The organism is Streptomyces sp. SL06 (genome assembly GCF_058244745.1).
In genome coordinates this window covers 2,780,128-2,799,864 of record NZ_JBSYOT010000002.1, presented here as the reverse complement: position 1 = coordinate 2,799,864, position 19,737 = coordinate 2,780,128, and the positions used below count along the sequence as shown (strand labels likewise).

Sequence of the window (19,737 nt, the reverse complement as noted above, 5' to 3'; positions counted from 1 at the left end):
CCGTACGGTGCCCAGTTCCCTGCGGGGGCTGGGCACCGTTTCTTTGGGCGACTCCGGCTTCTCGCCCGCCCCGTTCGGTTCCGGGCCGGGTGCGGCGTCGTGGGGGTGCTCGCGCAGTTCCCCGCGCCCCTGCGGGGCGCTCTCCCGCGCGGCGCTTACTGCGGGCCGTACTTTCTTCCCGTCCGGGATGTGAGCCCGCCCAGCATTCCCCTGGGTACCAGCTTCGCCGCGCCCATCAGGGTCTTGTAGCGGGGGTCCGGGATGGACAGGGACCTGCCGCGGGCGAGGTCGGCGAGGGCTGCCGCGACGACCTTGTCCGCGTCGAGCCACATCCAGTTCGGGATGTTGTCCGTGCCCATGCCGGCCCGCTCGTGGAACTCCGTGCGGACGAAGCCGGGGCACAGGGCCATCAGGCGCACACCGCTGCCGGCCAGGTCCTTCGCCACGCCCTGGGTGAACTGCGCGACCCAGGCCTTGGAGGCGCCGTAGGTGCCGCGCGGTACGAAGGCCGCGGTCGAGGCCACGTTGACGACGCCGCCGCGGCCCCGCTCCCGCATCGGCTCCACCGCCGCCGAGGTCAGCCGCAGCACCGCCTCGCAGTGCACCTTGAGCATCGTCAGCTCGTCGGCCATGGGGACGTCGAGGAAACGGCCCTTGTTGCCGAAACCGGCGTTGTTGATCAGCAGGTCGACGGGGTTCCTGCGCTCGCCCAGCCGGGCGGCCACCGCCTCGATGCCGGTGTCCGTGGCCAGGTCGGCCGTCAGCACCTTCGCCTCGATGCCGTGCCGGTCGTGCAGTTCGGTCGCCTGTTCGCGCAGCCGCCCGGTGTCGCGGGCCACCAGGACCAGGTCATGTCCGTCGGCCGCCAGCCGCCGCGCGAACGCGGCGCCGATGCCCGCCGTCGATCCGGTAATCAATGCCGTTGTCATGGCGCAAGGTTATGGGTCGGGACCGCGCGGGAGCGCCTCGCGCACCTGGACCGCGGCTCGGGCGGAGCCGGTGCGGAAACTCCTGGTGAGGCCGGATCAGGCGCTGTACACCGCCACGTACTTGCGTGCCGCGGCCAACGTGTCCGAGTGCAGTGCCTCGCCCGCCGCGAGCAGCCGGGGGAGCAGGTCCCGCCGGGTCGTCACCGCCCGGAACTGGAGCCCCACCGTCACCTCGTGCGCGGGCCGGTGCAGGATCCGCACCGGGTCGCCCACCCGTATCTCACCGGGCTCGATCACCCGCAGATACGCGCCCGGCGCGCCCTTGTCCATGAAGCGCTTCATCCACCGCTGCTCACCCATATGGCCCTGGAAGGTGCGGCAGGGGATGCGTCCGGACGTGACCTCCAGCACCAGGTCCGCTCCGACCAGCCAGCGCTCGCCGATCAGGGCGCCGGTGAGGTCCAGGCCCGTGGTGGTGAGATTCTCGCCGAAGGAGCCGTTCGCCACCGGGCGGCCCAGCTCGCGCTCCCACTCGTCCAGGTCCTCGCGCGCCATCGCGTACACCGCCTGGTCGTCGCCGCCGTGATGGCGTGTGTCGCACACGGCGTCGCCGGCCAGTCCGCTCGCCCCGACGCCCTTCGCCCCGGGCGCCGCCACCCGCACGGGTTCGTCGGTCGGACGCTTGTCGATGCCGGTGACGCCCTCGGGCTGGTCCGTGTACGGCACGGCCTGCGCGCGGCCCAGATTGACTGACAGAAGCTTCATGGCGGAACGGTAGGACAGTCCTCGTCAAAGCGTCGACGCATTATTCGGCGTCCGGCCAAAGAGTCCCTTATGCTCGGGTGCGTGATCGAGGCTCGTCATCTCCGGGTGCTGCGTGCCGTGGCGTCGACCGGTTCCTTCTCCGCCGCGGGACGCGAGCTGGGCTGCACCCAGCCCGCCGTCAGTCAGCAGATGAAGGCCCTGGAGGCCTCCGTCGGCACGCCCCTGCTGGTGCGCACCGGTCGCGAGACGCGGCTGACCCAGGCCGGTGAGTCGCTGGTGCGGCACGCCGCCGGGATCCTCGCCGGGCTCACCGCGGCCGAGGAGGAGGTCGCCGCCATCGCCGGGCTGCGCGCCGGGCGGGTCCGGCTGGTCTCCTTCCCCAGCGGCAGCTCCACCCTGGTACCGACCGCCCTGGCCGCGCTGCGTGCCGCGCACCCCGGAACCCGGGTCTTCCTGGAGGAGGCCGAGCCGCCGGACTCCGTCGAGCTGCTGCGCGAGGGCGACTGCGACGTGGCGCTGGCCTTCCGCTACGAGGGCGCGGCCGGTGCGAAGGAGTGGGACGACCTGGTCGTACGGCCGCTGCTGACCGACCGCCTGGTGGCGCTGGTGCCCGAGCGGCACCGGCTCGCGCGCACGGAGGGCGCCGGGTCGGTGGCCATCGGCGAGCTTGCCCGGGAGTCGTGGATCGCGGGCTGTCCGCGCTGTCGCGGTCAGCTGGTGGAGGTCTGCGAGGGCGCCGGGTTCACCCCCCGCATCGACTTCGCGACCGACGACTACCCGGCGGTCGCCGGCCTGGTCGGCGCCGGTCTGGGCGTGGCGGTCCTGCCCCGGCTCGCCGTCGAGTCCGTACGGCCCCGGGGCGTGCGCACGGTGACGCTGGAGCCCGCGGTGCGGCGGGAGATCGTCGCGCTCACCCTGCCCGACCTGGCCCAGGTGCCGGCGGTGGCGGCGACGCTGGACGAGCTGGCCCGAGCGGGCGCGCGCCAGTCGGCGACGCGCTGAGGGCCCGGGAGCCGCGGGCGTTCCGGGTGGTTGGGGTTCTTCGAGGGCTCGGGAGAAACGTTCCTTCAGGGATGTGCGGCCGACTCTCCGCCGGCCGGTGCCGACGCGGTCACCAGGCGGTTGCGCGCCCGCCCCATCAGCTCCTCGCGCTCGTCCTCGGTCAGCCCGCCCCACACGCCGTACGGCTCACGCACCGCGAGCGCGTGCGCCGCGCACTCGGCGCGGACCGGGCACCTCATGCAGACCTCCTTGGCCGAGTTCTCGCGAGCACTTCGCGCCGCACCGCGTTCGCCCTCCGGATGGAAGAAGAGCGAGCTGTCCACCCCGCGGCACGCGGCCAGGAGCTGCCAGTCCCACAGGTCCGCGTTCGGTCCGGGAAGGCGGGAGAAATCTGCCATTGCGTGACCCCTTGTAGCCGATATGGGTAGATCCGGCGGGTACGGCGTCCACAACCGTACAACTACGATCTAAGGAGATGAAAATATGACTCATCGCGAATCTAGCCGCAGACACTAGCGAAGTGGAAGAAAAGCGGCTAAATGGGGCACCGGTTGTGATGAAACGGCGCGGGTCCCACGCGCATGTCTGCTGCGTGGCGGGCCCCTCACGTAGAGTGCCGAAGACGACACACAGCCCCGTAACTCTTTCGAGTGACCATCGTTGAGAGTGCGGAGGCGGTTGAAGGAACAAGTGCTCGGGCGGGCGTCCGGGACGGTCGACCGCACAGGTGACGATTTCGTACCAGCCTGGAGGCTCAACGTGACGCGCATCAGCTGCGGAGGACGGCCATGACTTCCGTCCTCGTCTGCGACGACTCCCCGCTTGCCCGAGAGGCGCTGCGCCGCGCGGTCGCGACCGTGCCCGGCGTCGAGCGCGTGACGACGGCGGCCAACGGCGAGGAAGTCCTCCGCCGCTGGGGTGCCGACCGCTCGGACCTGATTCTGATGGACGTGCGCATGCCCGGCCTGGGCGGCGTCGAGACCGTCCGGCGGCTGCTGTCCGCCGACCCCGGCGCGCGCATCATCATGCTCACCGTCGCCGAGGACCTGGACGGCGTGGCCCTCGCGGTCGCCGCCGGTGCCCGTGGCTATCTGCACAAGGACGCCTCGCGCGCCGAACTGCGCGCCACCGTCACGCAGGCCCTCGCCGACCCGACCTGGCGGCTCGCCCCGCGCCGGCTGCGCTCGGCCGAGATGGGCGCCGCGCCCACGCTCACCGCGCGTGAGATCCAGGTCCTGGAGGGCATGAGCCACGGCCGCTCCAACGCGGAGATCGGCCGCGAGCTGTTCCTCTCCGAGGACACGGTCAAGACGCACGCCCGGCGGCTCTTCAAGAAGCTCGGCGCCTCGGACCGGGCGCACGCGGTGGCGCTCGGCTTCCGGTGGGGCCTGGTCCGCTAGGGCATCCCGTGCGGTGGAGGCCGAACGGACCCGTCGGGGACGCGACGATCCCCGCTTACCGCGAGGTGAGCGGGGGTGACAAGGCGACCCGCCGGGTGCCCGCTGCTCGTTTCGCCGCGGATGCCGCATCCTTGAGGTGTGGAGTTCCTCGGGGACGAGTCGGTCGAGCGGGAGGGGAGGGCGCAGGGGATGAGTTCCGGCGCACCTGCTCATAACGCTTCGGTGCACAACAACGGGCGCGGAGCCACGGATCGGACGGCCGCAAGGCACCATGGACCGATGCGTGACGACGAGGCGCCCCCTGATCAAGGGACGGTCGGTGGGCTCGTCCACCGCGCCGTCGACGGGGACGAGCAGGCCACGCACGACCTGCTCGCCCACGTCCATCCCTTGGCGCTGCGCTACTGCCGCACGCGTCTGTCCCGGCTGCCCGGCGACGCACGGCACTTCGTCGAGGACCTCGCCCAGGAGGTCTGCGTCGCCGTGCTGCTCGCGCTGCCCCGCTACAAGGACACCGGACGCCCCTTCGAGGCGTTCGTCTTCGCCATCGCCGCCCACAAGGTCGCCGACCTCCAGCGCGCGGCGATGCGGCACCCCGGCTCGACGGCCGTGCCGTCCGACGAGATGCCCGAGCGGCCGGACGACTCACTGGGCCCCGAGGAGCGCGCGCTGCTCAACAGCGACGCCGCCTGGGCCAAGAAGCTGCTGGCCAACCTGCCCGAGAACCAGCGCGAGCTGCTCCTGCTGCGCATCGCCGTCGGGCTCACGGCCGAGGAGACCGGCCAGATGTTGGGAATGTCACCCGGGGCCGTGCGGGTCGCACAGCACCGGGCCCTGAGCCGGCTGCGGGCCCTGGCGGAGCAGTAGCCCCTCCGGGTGAACGCACCGCGGCCGGCTCCCGTACGAAAGTACGAAGCCCGCCGTGGTCCCGGACCGTGGAATGAGACGCCTTCCGTTCCCGTTAGCATGGGCATCCGCACCGATCAAGGCCATTTGGGGAAGGTGTCATGACTGCCAACGTCGACGGAGTGCCCGAGAAATTCGCGACGCTCGGGCTGACCTACGACGACGTGCTGCTGCTGCCGGGCGCCTCAGAGGTGCTGCCCGGCGCGGTCGACACCTCGTCCCGGATCTCCCGCAACGTCCGGGTCAACATCCCGTTGCTCTCCGCGGCGATGGACAAGGTGACCGAGTCGCGCATGGCGATCGCGATGGCCCGGCAGGGCGGCGTCGGCGTCCTGCACCGCAATCTCTCCGTCGAGGACCAGGTCAATCAGGTCGACCTCGTCAAGAGGTCCGAGTCCGGCATGGTCACCGACCCGATCACCGTGCACCCCGAGGCCACCCTGGGCGAGGCGGACGCCCTGTGCGCCAAGTTCCGCATCAGCGGTGTCCCGGTCACCGACCCGGCCGGGCGGCTGCTGGGCATCGTCACCAACCGCGACATGGCCTTCGAGACCGACCGCACCCGCGAGGTGCGCGAGGTCATGACGCCGATGCCGCTGGTCACCGGCAAGGTCGGCATCTCCGGTGTGGACGCGATGGGACTGCTGCGCCGCCACAAGATCGAGAAGCTTCCGCTGGTCGACGACGAGGGCATCCTCAAGGGCCTCATCACGGTCAAGGACTTCGTCAAGGCCGAGCAGTACCCCAACGCCGCCAAGGACTCCGAGGGCCGGCTGCTGGTCGGCGCCGCCGTCGGCGCCAGCCCCGAGGCCCTCGACCGTGCCCAGGCCCTGGCCGCGGCGGGCGTGGACTTCCTGGTCGTCGACACCTCGCACGGCCACAACAGCAACGCCCTGACCTGGATGTCGAAGATCAAGTCCAGCGTCGGCCTCGACGTGATCGGCGGCAATGTCGCCACCCGTGACGGCGCTCAGGCCCTGATCGACGCCGGCGTCGACGGTATCAAGGTCGGGGTCGGCCCCGGCTCCATCTGTACGACCCGCGTCGTCGCCGGCATCGGCGTCCCGCAGGTCACCGCCATCTACGAGGCGTCGCTCGCGGCCCGCCAGGCCGGCGTCCCGCTGATCGGCGACGGTGGCCTGCAGTACTCCGGCGACATCGGCAAGGCCCTGGCCGCCGGCGCCGACACGGTGATGCTGGGCAGCCTGCTCGCGGGCTGCGAGGAGTCGCCGGGCGAGCTGCAGTTCATCAACGGCAAGCAGTTCAAGTCCTACCGCGGCATGGGCTCGCTGGGCGCCATGCAGTCCCGGGGCCAGGGCAGGTCGTACTCCAAGGACCGCTACTTCCAGGCCGAGGTCTCCTCCGACGACAAGCTCGTGCCCGAGGGCATCGAGGGCCAGGTGCCCTACCGCGGCCCGCTGGCCAACGTGCTGCACCAGCTCGTCGGCGGCCTGCGCCAGACCATGGGGTACGTGGGGGCCGCCACCATCGAGGAGATGGAGTCGAAGGGCCGCTTCGTGCGGATCACCTCCGCCGGTCTCAAGGAGAGCCACCCGCACGACATCCAGATGACGGTCGAGGCACCGAACTACAGCCGCGGCAAGTAGCCGGCAGGCCTTCCAGGGCGGCCCCGCGAGCATCCGGGGCCGCCCTCGCCGTGCCCGTCGGGGATACTGGAAGGCGCTGCAACGCATCAGGGAAAGGCCACAGACGTGACTGAGATCGAGATCGGGCGCGGCAAGCGCGGCCGCCGGGCGTACGCCTTCGACGACATCGCCGTCGTCCCCAGCCGCCGTACCCGGGACCCGAAGGAGGTCTCGATCGCCTGGCAGATCGACGCCTACCGTTTCGAGCTGCCGTTCCTGGCCGCTCCCATGGACTCGGTCGTCTCCCCGGCCACCGCCATCCGCATCGGCGAGCTGGGCGGCCTCGGCGTGCTGAACCTCGAAGGCCTGTGGACCCGGCACGAGGACCCGCAGCCGCTGCTCGACGAGATCGTCGGACTGGACGCGCAGACCGCGACCCGCCGCCTCCAGGAGATCTACGCCGCTCCCATCAGGGAGGAGCTGATCGGGCAGCGCATCAAGGAGGTGCGCGACTCGGGCGTGGTCACCGCGGCCGCGCTCTCCCCGCAGCGCACCGTCCAGTTCTCCAAGGCGGTCGTCGACGCGGGCGTCGACCTCTTCGTCATCCGTGGCACGACGGTCTCGGCGGAGCACGTCTCCGGCTCGCACGAGCCCCTCAACCTCAAGCAGTTCATCTACGAGCTGGACGTCCCGGTCATCGTCGGCGGCTGCGCCACCTACACCGCCGCCCTGCACCTGATGCGCACCGGCGCGGCGGGCGTCCTCGTCGGCTTCGGCGGCGGCGCCGCGCACACCACGCGCAATGTGCTGGGCATCCAGGTGCCCATGGCGACGGCGGTCGCGGACGTGGCGGCGGCCCGCCGGGACTACATGGACGAGTCCGGCGGCCGGTATGTGCACGTCATCGCCGACGGCGGGGTCGGCTGGTCCGGCGACCTGCCCAAGGCGATCGCCTGCGGCGCCGACTCCGTGATGATGGGCTCGCCGCTGGCCCGCGCGACCGACGCGCCGGGCAGGGGCCACCACTGGGGCATGGAGGCCGTCAACGGAGAGCTGCCGCGCGGCCAGAAGGTCGACCTCGGCACCGTCGGCACCATCGAGGAGATCCTCGCCGGCCCGTCCCACTTCCCGGACGGCTCGATGAACTTCTTCGGCGCGCTGCGCCGGGCGATGGCCACGACCGGGTACAGCGAGCTGAAGGAGTTCCAGCGCGTCGAGGTGACGGTGGCGGACTCGCAGCACCGCCGGTAATCACCCGTACGGCGTACCGAGGGGCCCGGAGCGAGCGCTCCGGGCCCCTCGGCGTGTGCCGGGGGGCGCGCGTTCAGAGCCGGTGTGCCGCCCCCGTGGGCGTCGCCCCCCGCGTGTCCAGCAGGAGCTGGGCCTTCACCGAGAGGCCCTGGAGGTCGTACGTGCGGTGCTGCTGGAGCAGGATCGTGAGGTCGGCGTCCGCGGCGGTCTCGTAGAGCGAGTCGGCGCGGGGGACGGGGCGGTCCGCGACCTTCCAGGACGGGATGTGCGGGTCGTGGTAGCTGACGGCGGCGCCCAGGCCCATCAGACGGGTCGCGATCTCCTCGGCCGGGGTCGCCTGCTGGTCGGCGAGGTCGGCCTTGTAGGTGACGCCGAGCAGGAGGACGCGGGCGCCGCGCGCGGACTTGCCGTGCTCGTTGAGGAGGGCGGCGGCGCGCTGGACGACGTAGCGGGGCATCTGGGAGTTGACCTGCTGGGCCAGTTCCACCATGCGCAGGCTGTGGGGGGCCCGGCCGGTCAGGTCCTGGGGGACGGAGTGGCCGCCGACGCCGGGGCCGGGGCGGAACGCCTGGAAGCCGAAGGGCTTGGTCTCCGCGCAGCGCAGCACGTCCCACAGGTCGACGCCCAGGTCGTCGCAGAGCACGGCCATCTCGTTGACGAGCGCGATGTTGACGTGGCGGAAGTTGGTCTCCAGGAGCTGGACCGTCTCCGCCTCGCGGGGGCCGCGCGCGCGTACCACCTTGTCGGTGAGGCGGCTGTAGAAGGCGGCGGCCGACTCGGTGCAGGCGGGGGTGAGGCCGCCGATGACCTTCGGGGTGTTGGCCGGGGTGAAGTCGCGGTTGCCGGGGTCGACGCGGCTGGGCGAGTAGGCGAGGTGGAAGTCGCGGCCGGCCCGCAGGCCGGAGCCCTGCTCCAGGATCGGGCGCAGGAACTCCTCCGTCGTCCCGGGGCGCACCGGCGACTCCAGGATCACCGTGGTGTGCGGGCGCATGTGCGCGGCCAGGGTGCGGGCCGCGGCCTCCACCTGGGTCAGGTCCAGGCCGCCGTGCGGGGCCGGCGGGGTGGGCGCGCAGATGACCGCGGTGCGCACCCGGCCCAGCTCGGCCGGGCCCGCCGCGGTGCGGAAGCCCCCCGAGAGCATCCGGCGCAGCTCGGCGGGGGAGAGGGGGCCGGGCTCCGGCCCGGTCTTGTAGCCGAGGGTGGGGATGCCTGCGGCGACGGCTGCCTGGGCCAGCGGCAGGCCGTACGGGCCGAGTCCGATGACGGCGAGATCTGCGGGCATGGCGTGGGCCGTCCTTCCCAGTAGCCGAAGCGGGACAGGTGCGCAAGCCCGGTGGACAGGATGGGCGAGCACAACGTCAGACTAGGAGTAAATATGACCGATTTGCGGGATTGATCGGCCTGGTTTCGGCGAGTGTCGACGGGACTCGGGGTACCGGGGGGTTTCACCGGGATTCCCGGGAAGGGTTGTCCACAGGCCGCGAGCGCGCGACGACCGATGTCGGGCAGGTCGGCCAGAATCTGGGCATGGTGGTTAGCAGGAACCGGGCTCGCCCGACGGGTGCGGCCGACGCGACCGACAGCGGGAGGCAGCAGTGAGGACAGGGACACTGGGGCCGGCGCAGCGCGCCGAGTCGCTCGCGGCCATGGCCGAGCGTGAACTGGACGTCCTGGTGGTGGGCGCGGGTGTGGTCGGTGCGGGCACCGCGCTCGACGCCCAGACCCGCGGCCTGTCCACCGGCCTGGTCGAGGCACGGGACTGGGCCTCGGGCACCTCCAGCAGGTCCAGCAAGCTGATCCACGGCGGCCTGCGCTATCTGGAGATGCTCGACTTCGCCCTCGTACGGGAGGCGCTGAAGGAGCGCGGGCTGCTGCTGGAGCGGCTCGCACCGCATCTGGTGAAGCCGGTGCCGTTCCTGTATCCGCTGCGGCACAAGGGCTGGGAGCGGCTGTACGCGGGATCGGGCGTCGCGCTCTACGACGCCATGTCGATGGCCCGCGGCCACGGCCGGGGCCTGCCCGTGCACCGCCACCTGAGCCGGCGTCACGCCCTGCGCGTGGCCCCCGCCCTGAAGAAGGACGCGCTGGTCGGCGCGCTCCAGTACTACGACGCACAGATGGACGACGCCCGTTTCGTGGCCACCCTGGTGCGCACGGCGGCGGCGTACGGCGCCCAGGTCGCCAACCGCGCGCGGGTCGTCTCCTTCCTGCGCGAGGGCGAGCGCGTGGTCGGCGCGCGGGTGCGGGACGTCGAGGCGGGCGGGGAGTACGAGATCCGCGCCAAGCAGGTCGTCAACGCGACCGGGGTGTGGACCGACGACACCCAGGCGATGGTGGGCGAGCGCGGCCAGTTCCACGTCCGGGCCTCCAAGGGCATCCACCTGGTCGTCCCCAAGGACCGCATCCACTCCAGCACCGGGCTGATCCTGCGCACCGAGAAGTCCGTGCTCTTCGTCATCCCCTGGGGCCGGCACTGGATCATCGGCACCACGGACACCGACTGGGACCTGGACAAGGCCCATCCCGCCGCGTCCAGCGCGGACATCGACTACCTGCTGGAACACCTCAACTCGGTGCTGTCCGTGCCGCTCACCCGCGACGACGTGGAGGGCGTGTACGCCGGTCTGCGCCCGCTGCTGGCCGGCGAGTCGGACGCCACCAGCAAGCTGTCGCGCGAGCACACCGTCGCGCACCCGGTGCCCGGCCTGGTCGTCGTGGCGGGCGGCAAGTACACGACGTACCGGGTGATGGCCAAGGACGCCGTCGACGAGGCCGTGCACGGACTGGACATGCGGGTCGCCGACAGCGTCAGCGAGGAGACCCCGCTGCTCGGCGCCGAGGGCTACCACGCGCTGTGGAACGCGCGGGCGCGGATCGCCGCGCGCACCGGCCTGCACGTGGTGCGCGTCGAGCACCTGCTCAACCGGTACGGGGCGCTGGCCGAGGAAGTGCTGGAACTCGTCGCCGACGACGCCTCGTTGGGCGAGCCGCTGCACGCCGCCGACGACTATCTGCGGGCCGAGGTCGTCTACGCCGCCTCGCACGAGGGCGCACGGCACCTGGACGACGTACTGACCCGGCGCACCCGCATCTCCATCGAGACCTTCGACCGCGGCACGCGCAGCGCCCGGGAGGCCGCCGAGCTGATGGCACCGGTGCTGGGCTGGGACAAGGACCAGGTCGAACGGGAGGTCCAGCACTACGAGAAGAGGGTCGAGGCCGAGCGGGAGTCGCAGCGTCAGCCCGACGACCTGACCGCCGACGTGGCGCGGCTGGGGGCGCCCGACATCGTGTCCCGGTAGGGGCCGCCGGGGCGGGTGGTGCACCGGGACGGCCCGTCCCGGTGCACCATTGTCCCCAGTGGCACCCTGGGCGTCGAGCACTTGTCGCGTGAGGGACAATGAAGGCTCTGTCAGGGCGGGTTGCATGAGGGGACGCATGTCGGAGGCGGAGCGGGCGGGGACATCCCGTACGGACAAGAGCGCACGTCTCCTCGCCGGGCGGTACCGGCTGGGAGACGTGCTCGGCCGCGGCGGCATGGGGACGGTGTGGCGGGCGGAGGACGAAACCCTCGGACGCACGGTCGCCGTCAAGGAGCTGCGGTTCCCGGGCAACATCGACGAGGAGGAGAAGCGGCGCCTGATCACGCGCACGCTGCGCGAGGCCAAGGCGATCGCGCGGATCCGCAACAACAGCGCCGTCACGGTCTACGACGTGGTCGAGGAGGACGACCGGCCGTGGATCGTGATGGAACTGGTGGAGGGCAAGTCGCTCGCCGAGGTCATCCGTGAGGACGGGCTGCTGGAGCCGAAACGCGCGGCGGAGGTCGGCCTCGCCGTCCTCGACGTGCTGCGCTCCGCGCACCGCGAGGGCATCCTGCACCGCGACGTGAAGCCGTCGAACGTGCTGATCGCCGAGGACGGCCGGGTCGTGCTCACCGACTTCGGCATCGCCCAGGTCGAGGGCGACCCCTCCATCACCTCCACCGGCATGCTCGTCGGCGCCCCCTCCTACATCTCCCCGGAGCGCGCCCGCGGCCACAAGCCGGGCCCGGCCGCCGACCTCTGGTCGCTGGGCGGACTGCTGTACGCGGCCGTGGAGGGCACCCCGCCCTACGACAAGGGCTCCGCGATCGCGACCCTCACCGCCGTGATGACGGAGAACCTGGAGGAGCCGAGGAACGCCGGCCCGCTGCGGGAGGTCATCCACGGGCTGCTCACCAAGGATCCCGCGCACCGGCTCGACGACGAGGGCGCCCGCGCCCTGCTCGACAAGGTCGTCCACGCCCCCGCGGCCGACGCCGAGCCGGCCGATGTCACCAAGGTGGTGCCGCTGCCGGCCCAGCCGGACCGGCGGACCCGCCGGGGCGGTTCGGCCGGCGGCGGCAAGCGGGCGGAGGAGCCCGGCGACCGGCTGCGCGGGGCGCTGCGCTCCGTGCGCAAGGCCGCCGTCGGCGCCGGTGCGGCCGGTGCCGCCGCCGCCTCGCGGACCAAGCCGGGCAGTGCCGCCCCCGCGTCGGGGCCGGCCGGGGCGACCACCGCTCCGGGCGCCGCCGGGATGCCGTCCGACGCCGGAACGGCCGCCGCCGCGTCGCCGCCCGCGCGGGGGCCGGGCGCCGGTACCGTGCCCGGTACCCGGGCCGGAGGCGGCTCGGGCGCCGGTGCGCCGAACACCCCCGGTGCTGTGCGCAGTTCCGGCTGGCCCGTCGTGCCGCCGCCGGACCTGCCGCCGCGGCCGGCGCCCCGGGCACCGCTCACCGACGTGGTGCCGCGCCGGACGCTGATCATCATCGCGGTGGTCGTGGCGCTCGCCGTGCTCGGCACCGTGCTGGCCCTCACCCTCGGCGGCGACGACGACAAGAACGGTGCCGAGGGCGGCGGTACGAAGCCCGTCGCCTCCGCCACCGCGAGCGGTGACACCAAGCAGGACGAGGGCGGCGGGACCGGTACCGACGGCTCCGCCTCCGACCCGGCCAAGGACGGGACCTCGGCCGGTGCTCCGGGCTCCGGCGCGAGCGTGTCGGGCGACGAGGGGACCGGTTCGGACGACGCCTCCGGGTCCGAGGACGACGGGAAGTCCGACGCCGGAAAGTCCGGCGACGAGAACGTGGCCACCACCCATCAGGGCAGCCAGGGCTACAGCATCGGCCTGCCCGAGGGCTGGAAGTACGGGTCCACGAGCGCCGCGGGCGACCGGTTCACCGGCCCGAACGGGCAGAAGCTGCTGGTCGCCTGGACCTCCACGCCCAAGGGCGACCCGGTCGCCGACTGGAACAGCCAGGAGCGGTACATGGTCCGCGCGCAGTACCAGAAGGTCCGTATAGAGAAGGTGGACTACCGGGGCTGGAACGCGGCCGACTGGGAGTTCACCTACAGCGACGGCGGCACCAAGTACCGCACCGTGGACCGGGGGTTCGTCGTCAACGACCACCAGGGTTACGCCCTCATGTACACCGCGAGGGCCGACGACTGGGACGGTGACCTGCGCCGGGACGCCTGGCAGACGCTGGCGAACACCTTCGAGCCCAAGTCCTGAGCGGGCGTGGCGAGGGTTTGAGCGGACCGATATCCGGCATCCCCTCTTTGCGGGTTGACTCCGGCACGTATCGTGAGTGCTCGCGGACCGTACGCAGCCGGAACGGGCCGCCGGGCGAACGGAATTGACCGACGGGCTGCCGGGGGTGGCGACGTGGACGACTATGCGGGACGGGTACTCGCCGACCGCTACCGGCTGCCCCTGCCGCCGTCCGACGAGTACGAACTCACCGAGACCCGGGCCTTCGACACGTACAGCGGACAGGAGGTCCTGGTCAGGCAGGTGCCGTTGCCGGAGGTCGTCGAGGCGGAGGTGCTCGACGCGGACGGTCTGCCCGACGGCTTCACGGCCCGCGACGGCGGCGCCCGGCACCCCGGCAGGCGGCCGTCGGCCGCGGCCGGTGGCCCACGGCGGCCGGCCGACCCGGTGGTACGGCGCGCCGTCGAGGCCGCGCAGGCCGCGGCCGCCGTCCCCGACCACCCGCGCCTGGACCAGGTCTTCGACGTGTTCGCCGAGGGCGGCTCGCTGTGGATCGTCAGCGAACTGGTGGCCGCCAGGCCCCTGGCCGCGCTGCTCGCCGAGCAGTCGCTGACGCCGTACCGGGCGGCCGAGGTGGCCTCCGACATCCTCCTGGCACTGCGGGTGCTGCACACCTACGGCTGGGTCCACCGCAACATCACCGCGCGCACGGTGCTCGTCTGCGACGACGGGCGCGTGATGCTGACCGGTCTGGCGGTCGGGGCCGCGGAGGAGGCGCTGTGCGGGTACGACCCGGTCCCCGCGCCCGACGAGGAACCCGGCGGCGCGGTCGATCCGAACGGGACCTTCGGCCCGGGTGGGGGCGCCGGTGCCGGAAACGGAGCGGTGGGCCTCGGGCCCGGCGCCCAGGCCGGGATCCTCGGTCCGGGTGACGCCGACCCCGAGGCCGCCCGGCGGGCCGCGATTCAGGCCCGGGGCGTCGGCGAGCTGCCGGTGCCCGGGGGCCGGGGACCGGGCGGAGTGCCCGCCGGGCTCGCGCCCGCGTCGCTCGACACCAGCGGGGACGTACGCGCCGCGCGCGCCGGGGCGATCGCCGCGTACCGCGCCGGTGCCAGGGCCGCGGCCCGCGTCCAGGAGGCGCAGAACGGCCGCGCGGCCCTCCCCGCCGCCCGTGAACCCGGCCAGGCACCCCACGACACGGCTTCCGGCAACGGACATCCCACGGACGCGGGCGCCGACCGGTCTTCGCGGGACGGGGGGCCGTCCTACGGAGCCGCGTCCGGCAACGGGCATGCCGCGGACGCGGGCGACGCCGGTCGGTTCTCGCGGGAGGCCGGGCCCGACGCGGGGCCGGGGTCCGCGTACGACGCCGGTCACGGGTCCTCCCACGGTGCCGCGCCCGGTGACGGTCCGGGTACGGATACCGGGCGTGCCTCCTACGTGTCCGGGCCAGGCCAGTCCCCGTACGCGGTCGGTTCCGACCTCCCGGGCGGGGCGCCGGGGTTCGGCGACGACGGGGGGCCCGACGGCCGGCGCGCGGATGCCGCCGGTCACGGCACGTCGCCCGGGGCCGCCGCCCCGCCCGGCCAGATCGCCGACCCCTACGGCGTGGGCACGACCTCCTGGCACGGTGCCACGCCCCGGCGGCCGGCCGGGGACGCGGGCCGCCCCACGCCCCGTCAGGCGGGCGATCCCGGCCCCTCCGGGGCGGCTCGGACCGGGGATCCGGCCGCTGTCCCGCCCCATCAGGCGGGGGACCGGGCCGCTTCCGCGCCCCATTCGGCGGGGGACCGGGCCGCTTCCGCGCACGGTGCCCCGGTGGACGGGCGGGCTCTGCCCGTCGCGTCTCGGCCGGAGGGGGCCGGTCCCGCCACCACCGGGCGCTGGGACGACCTGGTCGCCCGCACCCCCGTGCCGCGTGGCCCCGCGACCGCGCTCGCCGCCGAGCGGGCCCGGCAGACGCGGATGGCCGTGGTCGGACCGGTGACCGAGCGCTGGGCGCCGGAACAGGCCGGGCCCGTGCACGAGAACTGGCAGCTCGCCGCGCCCATCGGCCCCGCCACCGACCTGTGGGCGCTGGGCGCGCTGCTCTACCGCGCCGTACAGGGGCACGCGCCCTACCCGGAGGAGTCGACCGCCGAGTTGGTGCAGATCGTGTGCGCGGAGCCACCGGCGTTCGCCGAGGAGTGCGGGCCGCTGCGGCCGGTCGTGGAGTCGCTGCTGCGTCAGGACCCCACCGAGCGCCTCGACTTCGAGGAGCTGCGCGGCTGGCTGCGCTCCCTCGTCCGCTCGGCGCCCGAGCCGGACGCCGGCCTGCACGTCATCGCGGTCCCGCCCGCCGAGACCGGCCGGCTGCCCATCGTGCGCCGCCGCGGCGAGCTGGTGCGCAGGCGGCGTACCGGGCTGCCCGCGCACCAGGGACGGCACAAGCGCAACCGGCGGGAGACGAGCGGTTCCCCCCGCAGCCTCGGCCGGACGCTGCTCCTGCTGATACTGCTCGTGCTGGCCGGGGCGATCGCGTACGCCATGTTCTTCATGCCGGGGAACGACACGGGCGGCACCGGTGCCACCGACCGGACGGGCGCCGCGGGCGAGGCGAGCCAGGCGCCCCCCGAACGTTCCGCGGACGTGAGCAGCGAGCCCCGCCCGGAGCAGACCTCCCCGAAGTCCGACCCCCCGGCCTCGGAGACGGCGGGCGGCTCCACCGGGACGCAGTCCAACGTCGCCGACGGTTTCACCCTGCGCACGGACCCCGCGGGCTTCCGGGTCGCCGTCGCCGAGGGCTGGAAGCGCACCCCCGCCAACGGCAGCGGCCAGATCGTCTACGGCAAGGGCGACTTCGAACTCGTCGTCGTGCCGGGCCGCGACCGCACCTCCGAGTTCGGCACCGACCCGATGACCTATCAGCGCGACAGCGAACGCGAACTGGCGCCGTACCGCGCCTCCAGCTGGGCCACCTCCAGCGGTCTGAAGACCATCGAGGTCGGCGGACGCACCATGGCGGAGGGGCAGTTCACCTGGACCGGCACCAACGGCGGCGAACTGTACGTGCGCAATGTCGCCATCCTGATCGGCGACCGCTACCACGTGGTCCAGGTCCGCGGCCCGGAGGCGGAGCGCGACGAGGTGAGCCGGCTGTACGAGCAGGCGTCGAAGACCTACCAGTACACGGGCTGAACGCGGTCCGCCCCGACGGTTGACTGCCGTCACGGAAAGCGACAACCGTCACAGAGCGGTTTCCATGCCACCCCAACCGTTCCCCGTACGGGGGCCGGTCCCTAGTCTGGCCCTGGACAAGACCATTGCGGGGCAACGTGAATCAGATGCAGGGCCGGCTCGTCGCGGGCCGTTACCGGCTCGAAGAAGCCATCGGCAGCGGCGGCATGGGCCGGGTGTGGCGCGCACACGACGAGGTGCTGCACCGGATCGTCGCCATCAAGGAGTTGACGGCCGCGCTCTACGTCTCCGAGAGCGATCAGGCCATACTGCTGGCGCGTACCCGGGGCGAGGCGCGCGCCGCCGCGCGGATCAACCACTCGGCCGTCGTCACCGTGCACGACGTACTGGAGCACGACGGCCGGCCCTGGATCGTGATGGAGCTGGTCGAGGGACGCTCGCTGGCCGACGCGGTCAAGGACGAGGAGCGGGTCGAGCCGCGCGAGGCGGCCCGGATCGGCCTGTGGGTGCTGCGGGCCCTGCGCGCCGCGCACACCGCCGGCGTCCTGCACCGCAACGTCAAGCCGGGCAACGTGCTGCTCGCCGACGACGGCCGCGTCCTGCTCACCGACTTCGGCATCGCGCAGATAGAGGGCGACAGCACCATCACGCGTACCGGAGAGGTCGTCGGCTCCGTCGACTACCTCGCTCCCGAGCGCGTGCGCGGCCACGACCCCGGCCCCGCCTCCGACCTGTGGGCGCTCGGCGCGACGCTGTACACGGCGGTGGAGGGCAGGTCGCCGTTCCGCCGCACCACGCCGCTCACCACCATGCAGGCGGTCGTCGAGGAGGAGGCCACCGAGGCCCGGTACGCCGGTCCGCTCGCGCCCGTCATCGACGCCCTGCTGCGCAAGGACCCGGCGACGCGGCCCGACGCGACCGAGGCCGAGCACCTGCTCGCGCAGGCGGCGGAGGGCCGGCGGCCGGACGCGGGCCAGGCGTACGCGCCGACCGGGTACGCGGCCCCGGCGCGGCAGGGCGACACGGTCCACCAGGAGATGCCGGGGACATCGGGGACAGCCGGAGCACCGGGGGCACCGGGTCCGGCGGGCGGGACCACCGCGACGCCGTACCCGCCGACGCCCGGTGCGACCACCGGTCCGACGGCCGTGGGCCACCCGGTGACGGGCCACCCCGCGGCGGGCCACCCGGCATCGGGGCACCCGCCGTCGGGCCATGGGCCGACGGGCCCCGGCGCCCCGGGGCAGGCGCCGGCCGGGCCGCAGGGCGCCGGCTCCCGGCGCCCCCGCCGCGGTCGCCTGCGCACGCTCGCCCTGGTCGTCGCCGTCGCCGCCCTCATCGGCGCGGGCACCGCCGTGCTCCTCCAGCAGCGCCACAACGGCGGCTCGACGGCCGGCCCGGACCCCACCGCCACGCCGTCCCCGTCGGCCTCCGCCTCTCCCTCCGCCACGACCGGCCAGGGCCCCGGTGGCTCCGTCCCGGCGGGCTGGGTCCGCCGGGACGACCCGCTGGGTTTCAGCCTCTACCTGCCCGAGGACTGGCAGCGGAAGGCGCTCGACGGCAGCGGCGATCTCCAGCAGACCGACTACACCCCCGACGGCGGCGAACACTTCGTCCGCATATCCGTCGACACCGACCCCGACTACAACGACCCCTACGCGCACCAGCTCGACCTGGAGGCACAGCTCCAGCGGCTGGTCGACTACCGGCGCGTCACCCTGGAGCGCACCACCTACCGCGACCACGAGAGCGCCCGGTGGGAGTACACCTGGACCGCGCTCGCGAAGGACACCTCCTTCCCCGGCCCGCGGCACGCCGTCGAGGAGACGTACATGTCCCGGGACGGCGTCGAGTACGCCCTCTACATGTCGGGGCCCGCCGACGACTGGCCGACCACGCGGCAGCAGTTCAACGCGGTGCTGCGCAGCTGGCAGGAGAAGACCGGCTGAGAACCGGTGCCGGGCCGTGGCCGGAAGCCGCCGCAACGGCGGGCGCGCGCCCGCCGGTTGTCGGCCACCCGTGTGACGAGGGCACGGAGCCGGCGCGTCCGGTGGGGCATGATGGGGCGCATGGTGACCGAGGGGGCGGGCGGGCGTGTCATCGCGGGCCGGTACCGGCTCCACGAGCGGCTCGGCCGGGGCGGCATGGGCATCGTGTGGCGGGCCACCGACCAACTGCTCGCCCGCGAAGTGGCCGTGAAGGCCCTCCCCCTCGACGAGACCCTCTCCGCGGCCGACGCACGGCGGCGCCGTGAACGCACCCTGCGCGAGGCACGCGCGGTCGCACAGCTGAGGCATCCGCACGTCATCGTCGTGCACGACGTTGTGGAGGACGACGAACGCGCGTACATGGTCATGGAACTGGTCGTCGGCGGCTCGCTCGCCGACCGCGTCCTCACCCACGGCCCGGTCGGCGCCGGCGAGGCCGCCAGGATCGCCATCGCCCTGCTCGACGCCCTGCGCACCGCGCACACGGCCGGCATCCTGCACCGGGACGTCAAACCGTCCAACGTGCTGATCGGCGAGGACGGCCGGGTCGTCCTCACCGACTTCGGCGTGGCCCAGGTCGCGGGCGCCACCACCCTCACCGAGAGCGGCTCCTTCGTCGGCTCCCCCGAGTACACCGCCCCGGAGCGGATGGCCGGCGCCCCGACCGGACCGGAGTCCGACCTGTGGTCCCTGGGCGTGCTGCTGTGCGCGGTCGTCAGCGGCGTGTCCCCCTTCCACCGCGACTCGCTGGGCGGGGTCCTGCACGCCGTGGTCACCGACGAGATCCGCCCGCCCGCCCAGGCCGGGCCGCTCCTCCCGGTCGTACGGGGCCTGCTGGAGCGCGACCCGCGACGGCGGCTGGACGCGGCGTCGGCGCAGGAGATGCTGCGCGCCTTCCTGAGCACGGGCCGCACTCCCGCGACGCCCGGCACCGGCCCGCCCCGCCGGGTGAGGCGGAACCTGCTCATGGCGGTGCTGCTGGTCGTCGCGGCGGCCGGCGCGGGCATCTCGGCGGCGGCACTGCTCGCGGACCGGGGCGACGACGGGGGCGGTACGCCGACGAGTTCGGCGCCCGTGACACCGACGACGCGGCCCGTGTCCCCGCCCGTGTCCACCGGGGCTCCGGCCGCACCCGTGCCGGAGTCCGCCGCATCGGACCTAAACAGGAGATAAGCGGCAAGACGCGTCACGGGTCTGTGACCGCCGGGCACCGGCGGTG

The 19,737-nt window shown here is 73.5% G+C and carries 14 protein-coding genes; 10 read left to right on the top strand and 4 right to left on the bottom strand.

Annotated elements, in window-relative coordinates:
* Positions 1-155: 155 nt before the first annotated feature.
* Together AC4IHM_RS12570 and AC4IHM_RS12565 are read right to left on the bottom strand one after the other, a co-directional pair.
* Positions 156-929, bottom strand: coding sequence for an SDR family NAD(P)-dependent oxidoreductase (locus AC4IHM_RS12570; RefSeq protein ID WP_490867159.1), 774 nt, complete (start codon positions 927-929; stop codon positions 156-158).
* Between the two features lie 96 nt (positions 930-1,025).
* Positions 1,026-1,694 (bottom strand): MOSC domain-containing protein, encoded by a 669-nt coding sequence (locus tag AC4IHM_RS12565; protein WP_490867158.1) that lies wholly within the window; start codon positions 1,692-1,694, stop codon positions 1,026-1,028.
* 81 nt (positions 1,695-1,775) lie between these two features.
* Between AC4IHM_RS12565 and AC4IHM_RS12560 the strand changes: the two genes are divergently transcribed.
* On the top strand, positions 1,776-2,696 hold the full coding sequence (locus AC4IHM_RS12560) for a LysR family transcriptional regulator (RefSeq protein ID WP_490867157.1): 921 nt from the start codon (positions 1,776-1,778) through the stop codon (positions 2,694-2,696).
* Positions 2,697-2,761: 65 nt separating this feature from the next.
* Here the strand turns inward: AC4IHM_RS12560 and AC4IHM_RS12555 are convergent, their stop codons facing one another.
* Positions 2,762-3,094 (bottom strand): WhiB family transcriptional regulator, encoded by a 333-nt coding sequence (locus AC4IHM_RS12555; protein WP_490867156.1) that lies wholly within the window; start codon positions 3,092-3,094, stop codon positions 2,762-2,764.
* A gap of 390 nt (positions 3,095-3,484) precedes the next feature.
* On the opposite strand from AC4IHM_RS12555, the gene AC4IHM_RS12550 reads away from it, so the two are divergent.
* From AC4IHM_RS12550 to AC4IHM_RS12535, 4 genes are all read left to right on the top strand, one after another.
* A complete protein-coding gene (locus tag AC4IHM_RS12550; protein ID WP_003948568.1) occupies positions 3,485-4,096 on the top strand; it encodes a response regulator transcription factor in 612 nt (203 codons plus the stop codon).
* A 279-nt stretch (positions 4,097-4,375) separates the two neighbouring features.
* Entirely contained in the window at positions 4,376-4,963 is a 588-nt protein-coding gene (locus tag AC4IHM_RS12545) for a sigma-70 family RNA polymerase sigma factor (protein WP_031034860.1), read from the top strand.
* Between the two features lie 140 nt (positions 4,964-5,103).
* Positions 5,104-6,609, top strand: a complete 1,506-nt coding sequence (gene guaB / locus AC4IHM_RS12540) for an IMP dehydrogenase (protein WP_490867155.1) — start codon at positions 5,104-5,106, stop codon at positions 6,607-6,609.
* A gap of 105 nt (positions 6,610-6,714) precedes the next feature.
* Positions 6,715-7,839, top strand: a complete 1,125-nt coding sequence (locus AC4IHM_RS12535; RefSeq protein WP_490867154.1) for a GuaB3 family IMP dehydrogenase-related protein — start codon at positions 6,715-6,717, stop codon at positions 7,837-7,839.
* Positions 7,840-7,912: 73 nt separating this feature from the next.
* Here AC4IHM_RS12535 and AC4IHM_RS12530 read toward each other — a convergent pair whose 3' ends face one another.
* Positions 7,913-9,121, bottom strand: a complete 1,209-nt coding sequence (locus tag AC4IHM_RS12530; RefSeq protein WP_490867153.1) for a nucleotide sugar dehydrogenase — start codon at positions 9,119-9,121, stop codon at positions 7,913-7,915.
* A gap of 313 nt (positions 9,122-9,434) precedes the next feature.
* Here AC4IHM_RS12530 and AC4IHM_RS12525 point away from each other — a divergent pair, with 313 nt between their 5' ends.
* The 5 genes from AC4IHM_RS12525 (at position 9,435) to AC4IHM_RS12505 (ending at position 19,691) form a co-directional block, all read left to right on the top strand.
* On the top strand, positions 9,435-11,141 hold the full coding sequence (locus AC4IHM_RS12525; RefSeq protein WP_490867152.1) for a glycerol-3-phosphate dehydrogenase/oxidase: 1,707 nt from the start codon (positions 9,435-9,437) through the stop codon (positions 11,139-11,141).
* Between the two features lie 136 nt (positions 11,142-11,277).
* Positions 11,278-13,374, top strand: a complete 2,097-nt coding sequence (locus AC4IHM_RS12520; RefSeq protein WP_490867151.1) for a serine/threonine-protein kinase — start codon at positions 11,278-11,280, stop codon at positions 13,372-13,374.
* A 153-nt stretch (positions 13,375-13,527) separates the two neighbouring features.
* On the top strand, positions 13,528-16,530 hold the full coding sequence (locus tag AC4IHM_RS12515) for a serine/threonine kinase C-terminal domain-containing protein (protein ID WP_490867150.1): 3,003 nt from the start codon (positions 13,528-13,530) through the stop codon (positions 16,528-16,530).
* A gap of 146 nt (positions 16,531-16,676) precedes the next feature.
* Positions 16,677-18,479, top strand: a complete 1,803-nt coding sequence (locus tag AC4IHM_RS12510) for a serine/threonine-protein kinase (RefSeq protein ID WP_490867149.1) — start codon at positions 16,677-16,679, stop codon at positions 18,477-18,479.
* 111 nt (positions 18,480-18,590) lie between these two features.
* Positions 18,591-19,691, top strand: a complete 1,101-nt coding sequence (locus AC4IHM_RS12505) for a serine/threonine-protein kinase (RefSeq protein ID WP_490867148.1) — start codon at positions 18,591-18,593, stop codon at positions 19,689-19,691.
* The last annotated feature ends 46 nt before the right edge of the window (positions 19,692-19,737 follow it).

Bases quoted from the DNA above. Each gene is read 5' to 3' on its own strand.
- guaB (WP_490867155.1), top strand. From the start codon at position 5,104: ATGACTGCCAACGTCGACGGAGTGCCCGAGAAATTCGCGACGCTCGGG.
- AC4IHM_RS12550 (WP_003948568.1), top strand. From the start codon at position 3,485: ATGACTTCCGTCCTCGTCTGCGACGACTCCCCGCTTGCCCGAGAGGCG.
- AC4IHM_RS12530 (WP_490867153.1), bottom strand. From the start codon at position 9,121: ATGCCCGCAGATCTCGCCGTCATCGGACTCGGCCCGTACGGCCTGCCG.
- AC4IHM_RS12565 (WP_490867158.1), bottom strand. From the start codon at position 1,694: ATGAAGCTTCTGTCAGTCAATCTGGGCCGCGCGCAGGCCGTGCCGTAC.
- AC4IHM_RS12555 (WP_490867156.1), bottom strand. From the start codon at position 3,094: ATGGCAGATTTCTCCCGCCTTCCCGGACCGAACGCGGACCTGTGGGAC.
- AC4IHM_RS12545 (WP_031034860.1), top strand. From the start codon at position 4,376: ATGCGTGACGACGAGGCGCCCCCTGATCAAGGGACGGTCGGTGGGCTC.
- AC4IHM_RS12520 (WP_490867151.1), top strand. From the start codon at position 11,278: ATGTCGGAGGCGGAGCGGGCGGGGACATCCCGTACGGACAAGAGCGCA.
- AC4IHM_RS12505 (WP_490867148.1), top strand. From the start codon at position 18,591: ATGGGGCGCATGGTGACCGAGGGGGCGGGCGGGCGTGTCATCGCGGGC.
- AC4IHM_RS12570 (WP_490867159.1), bottom strand. From the start codon at position 929: ATGACAACGGCATTGATTACCGGATCGACGGCGGGCATCGGCGCCGCG.
- AC4IHM_RS12510 (WP_490867149.1), top strand. From the start codon at position 16,677: ATGCAGGGCCGGCTCGTCGCGGGCCGTTACCGGCTCGAAGAAGCCATC.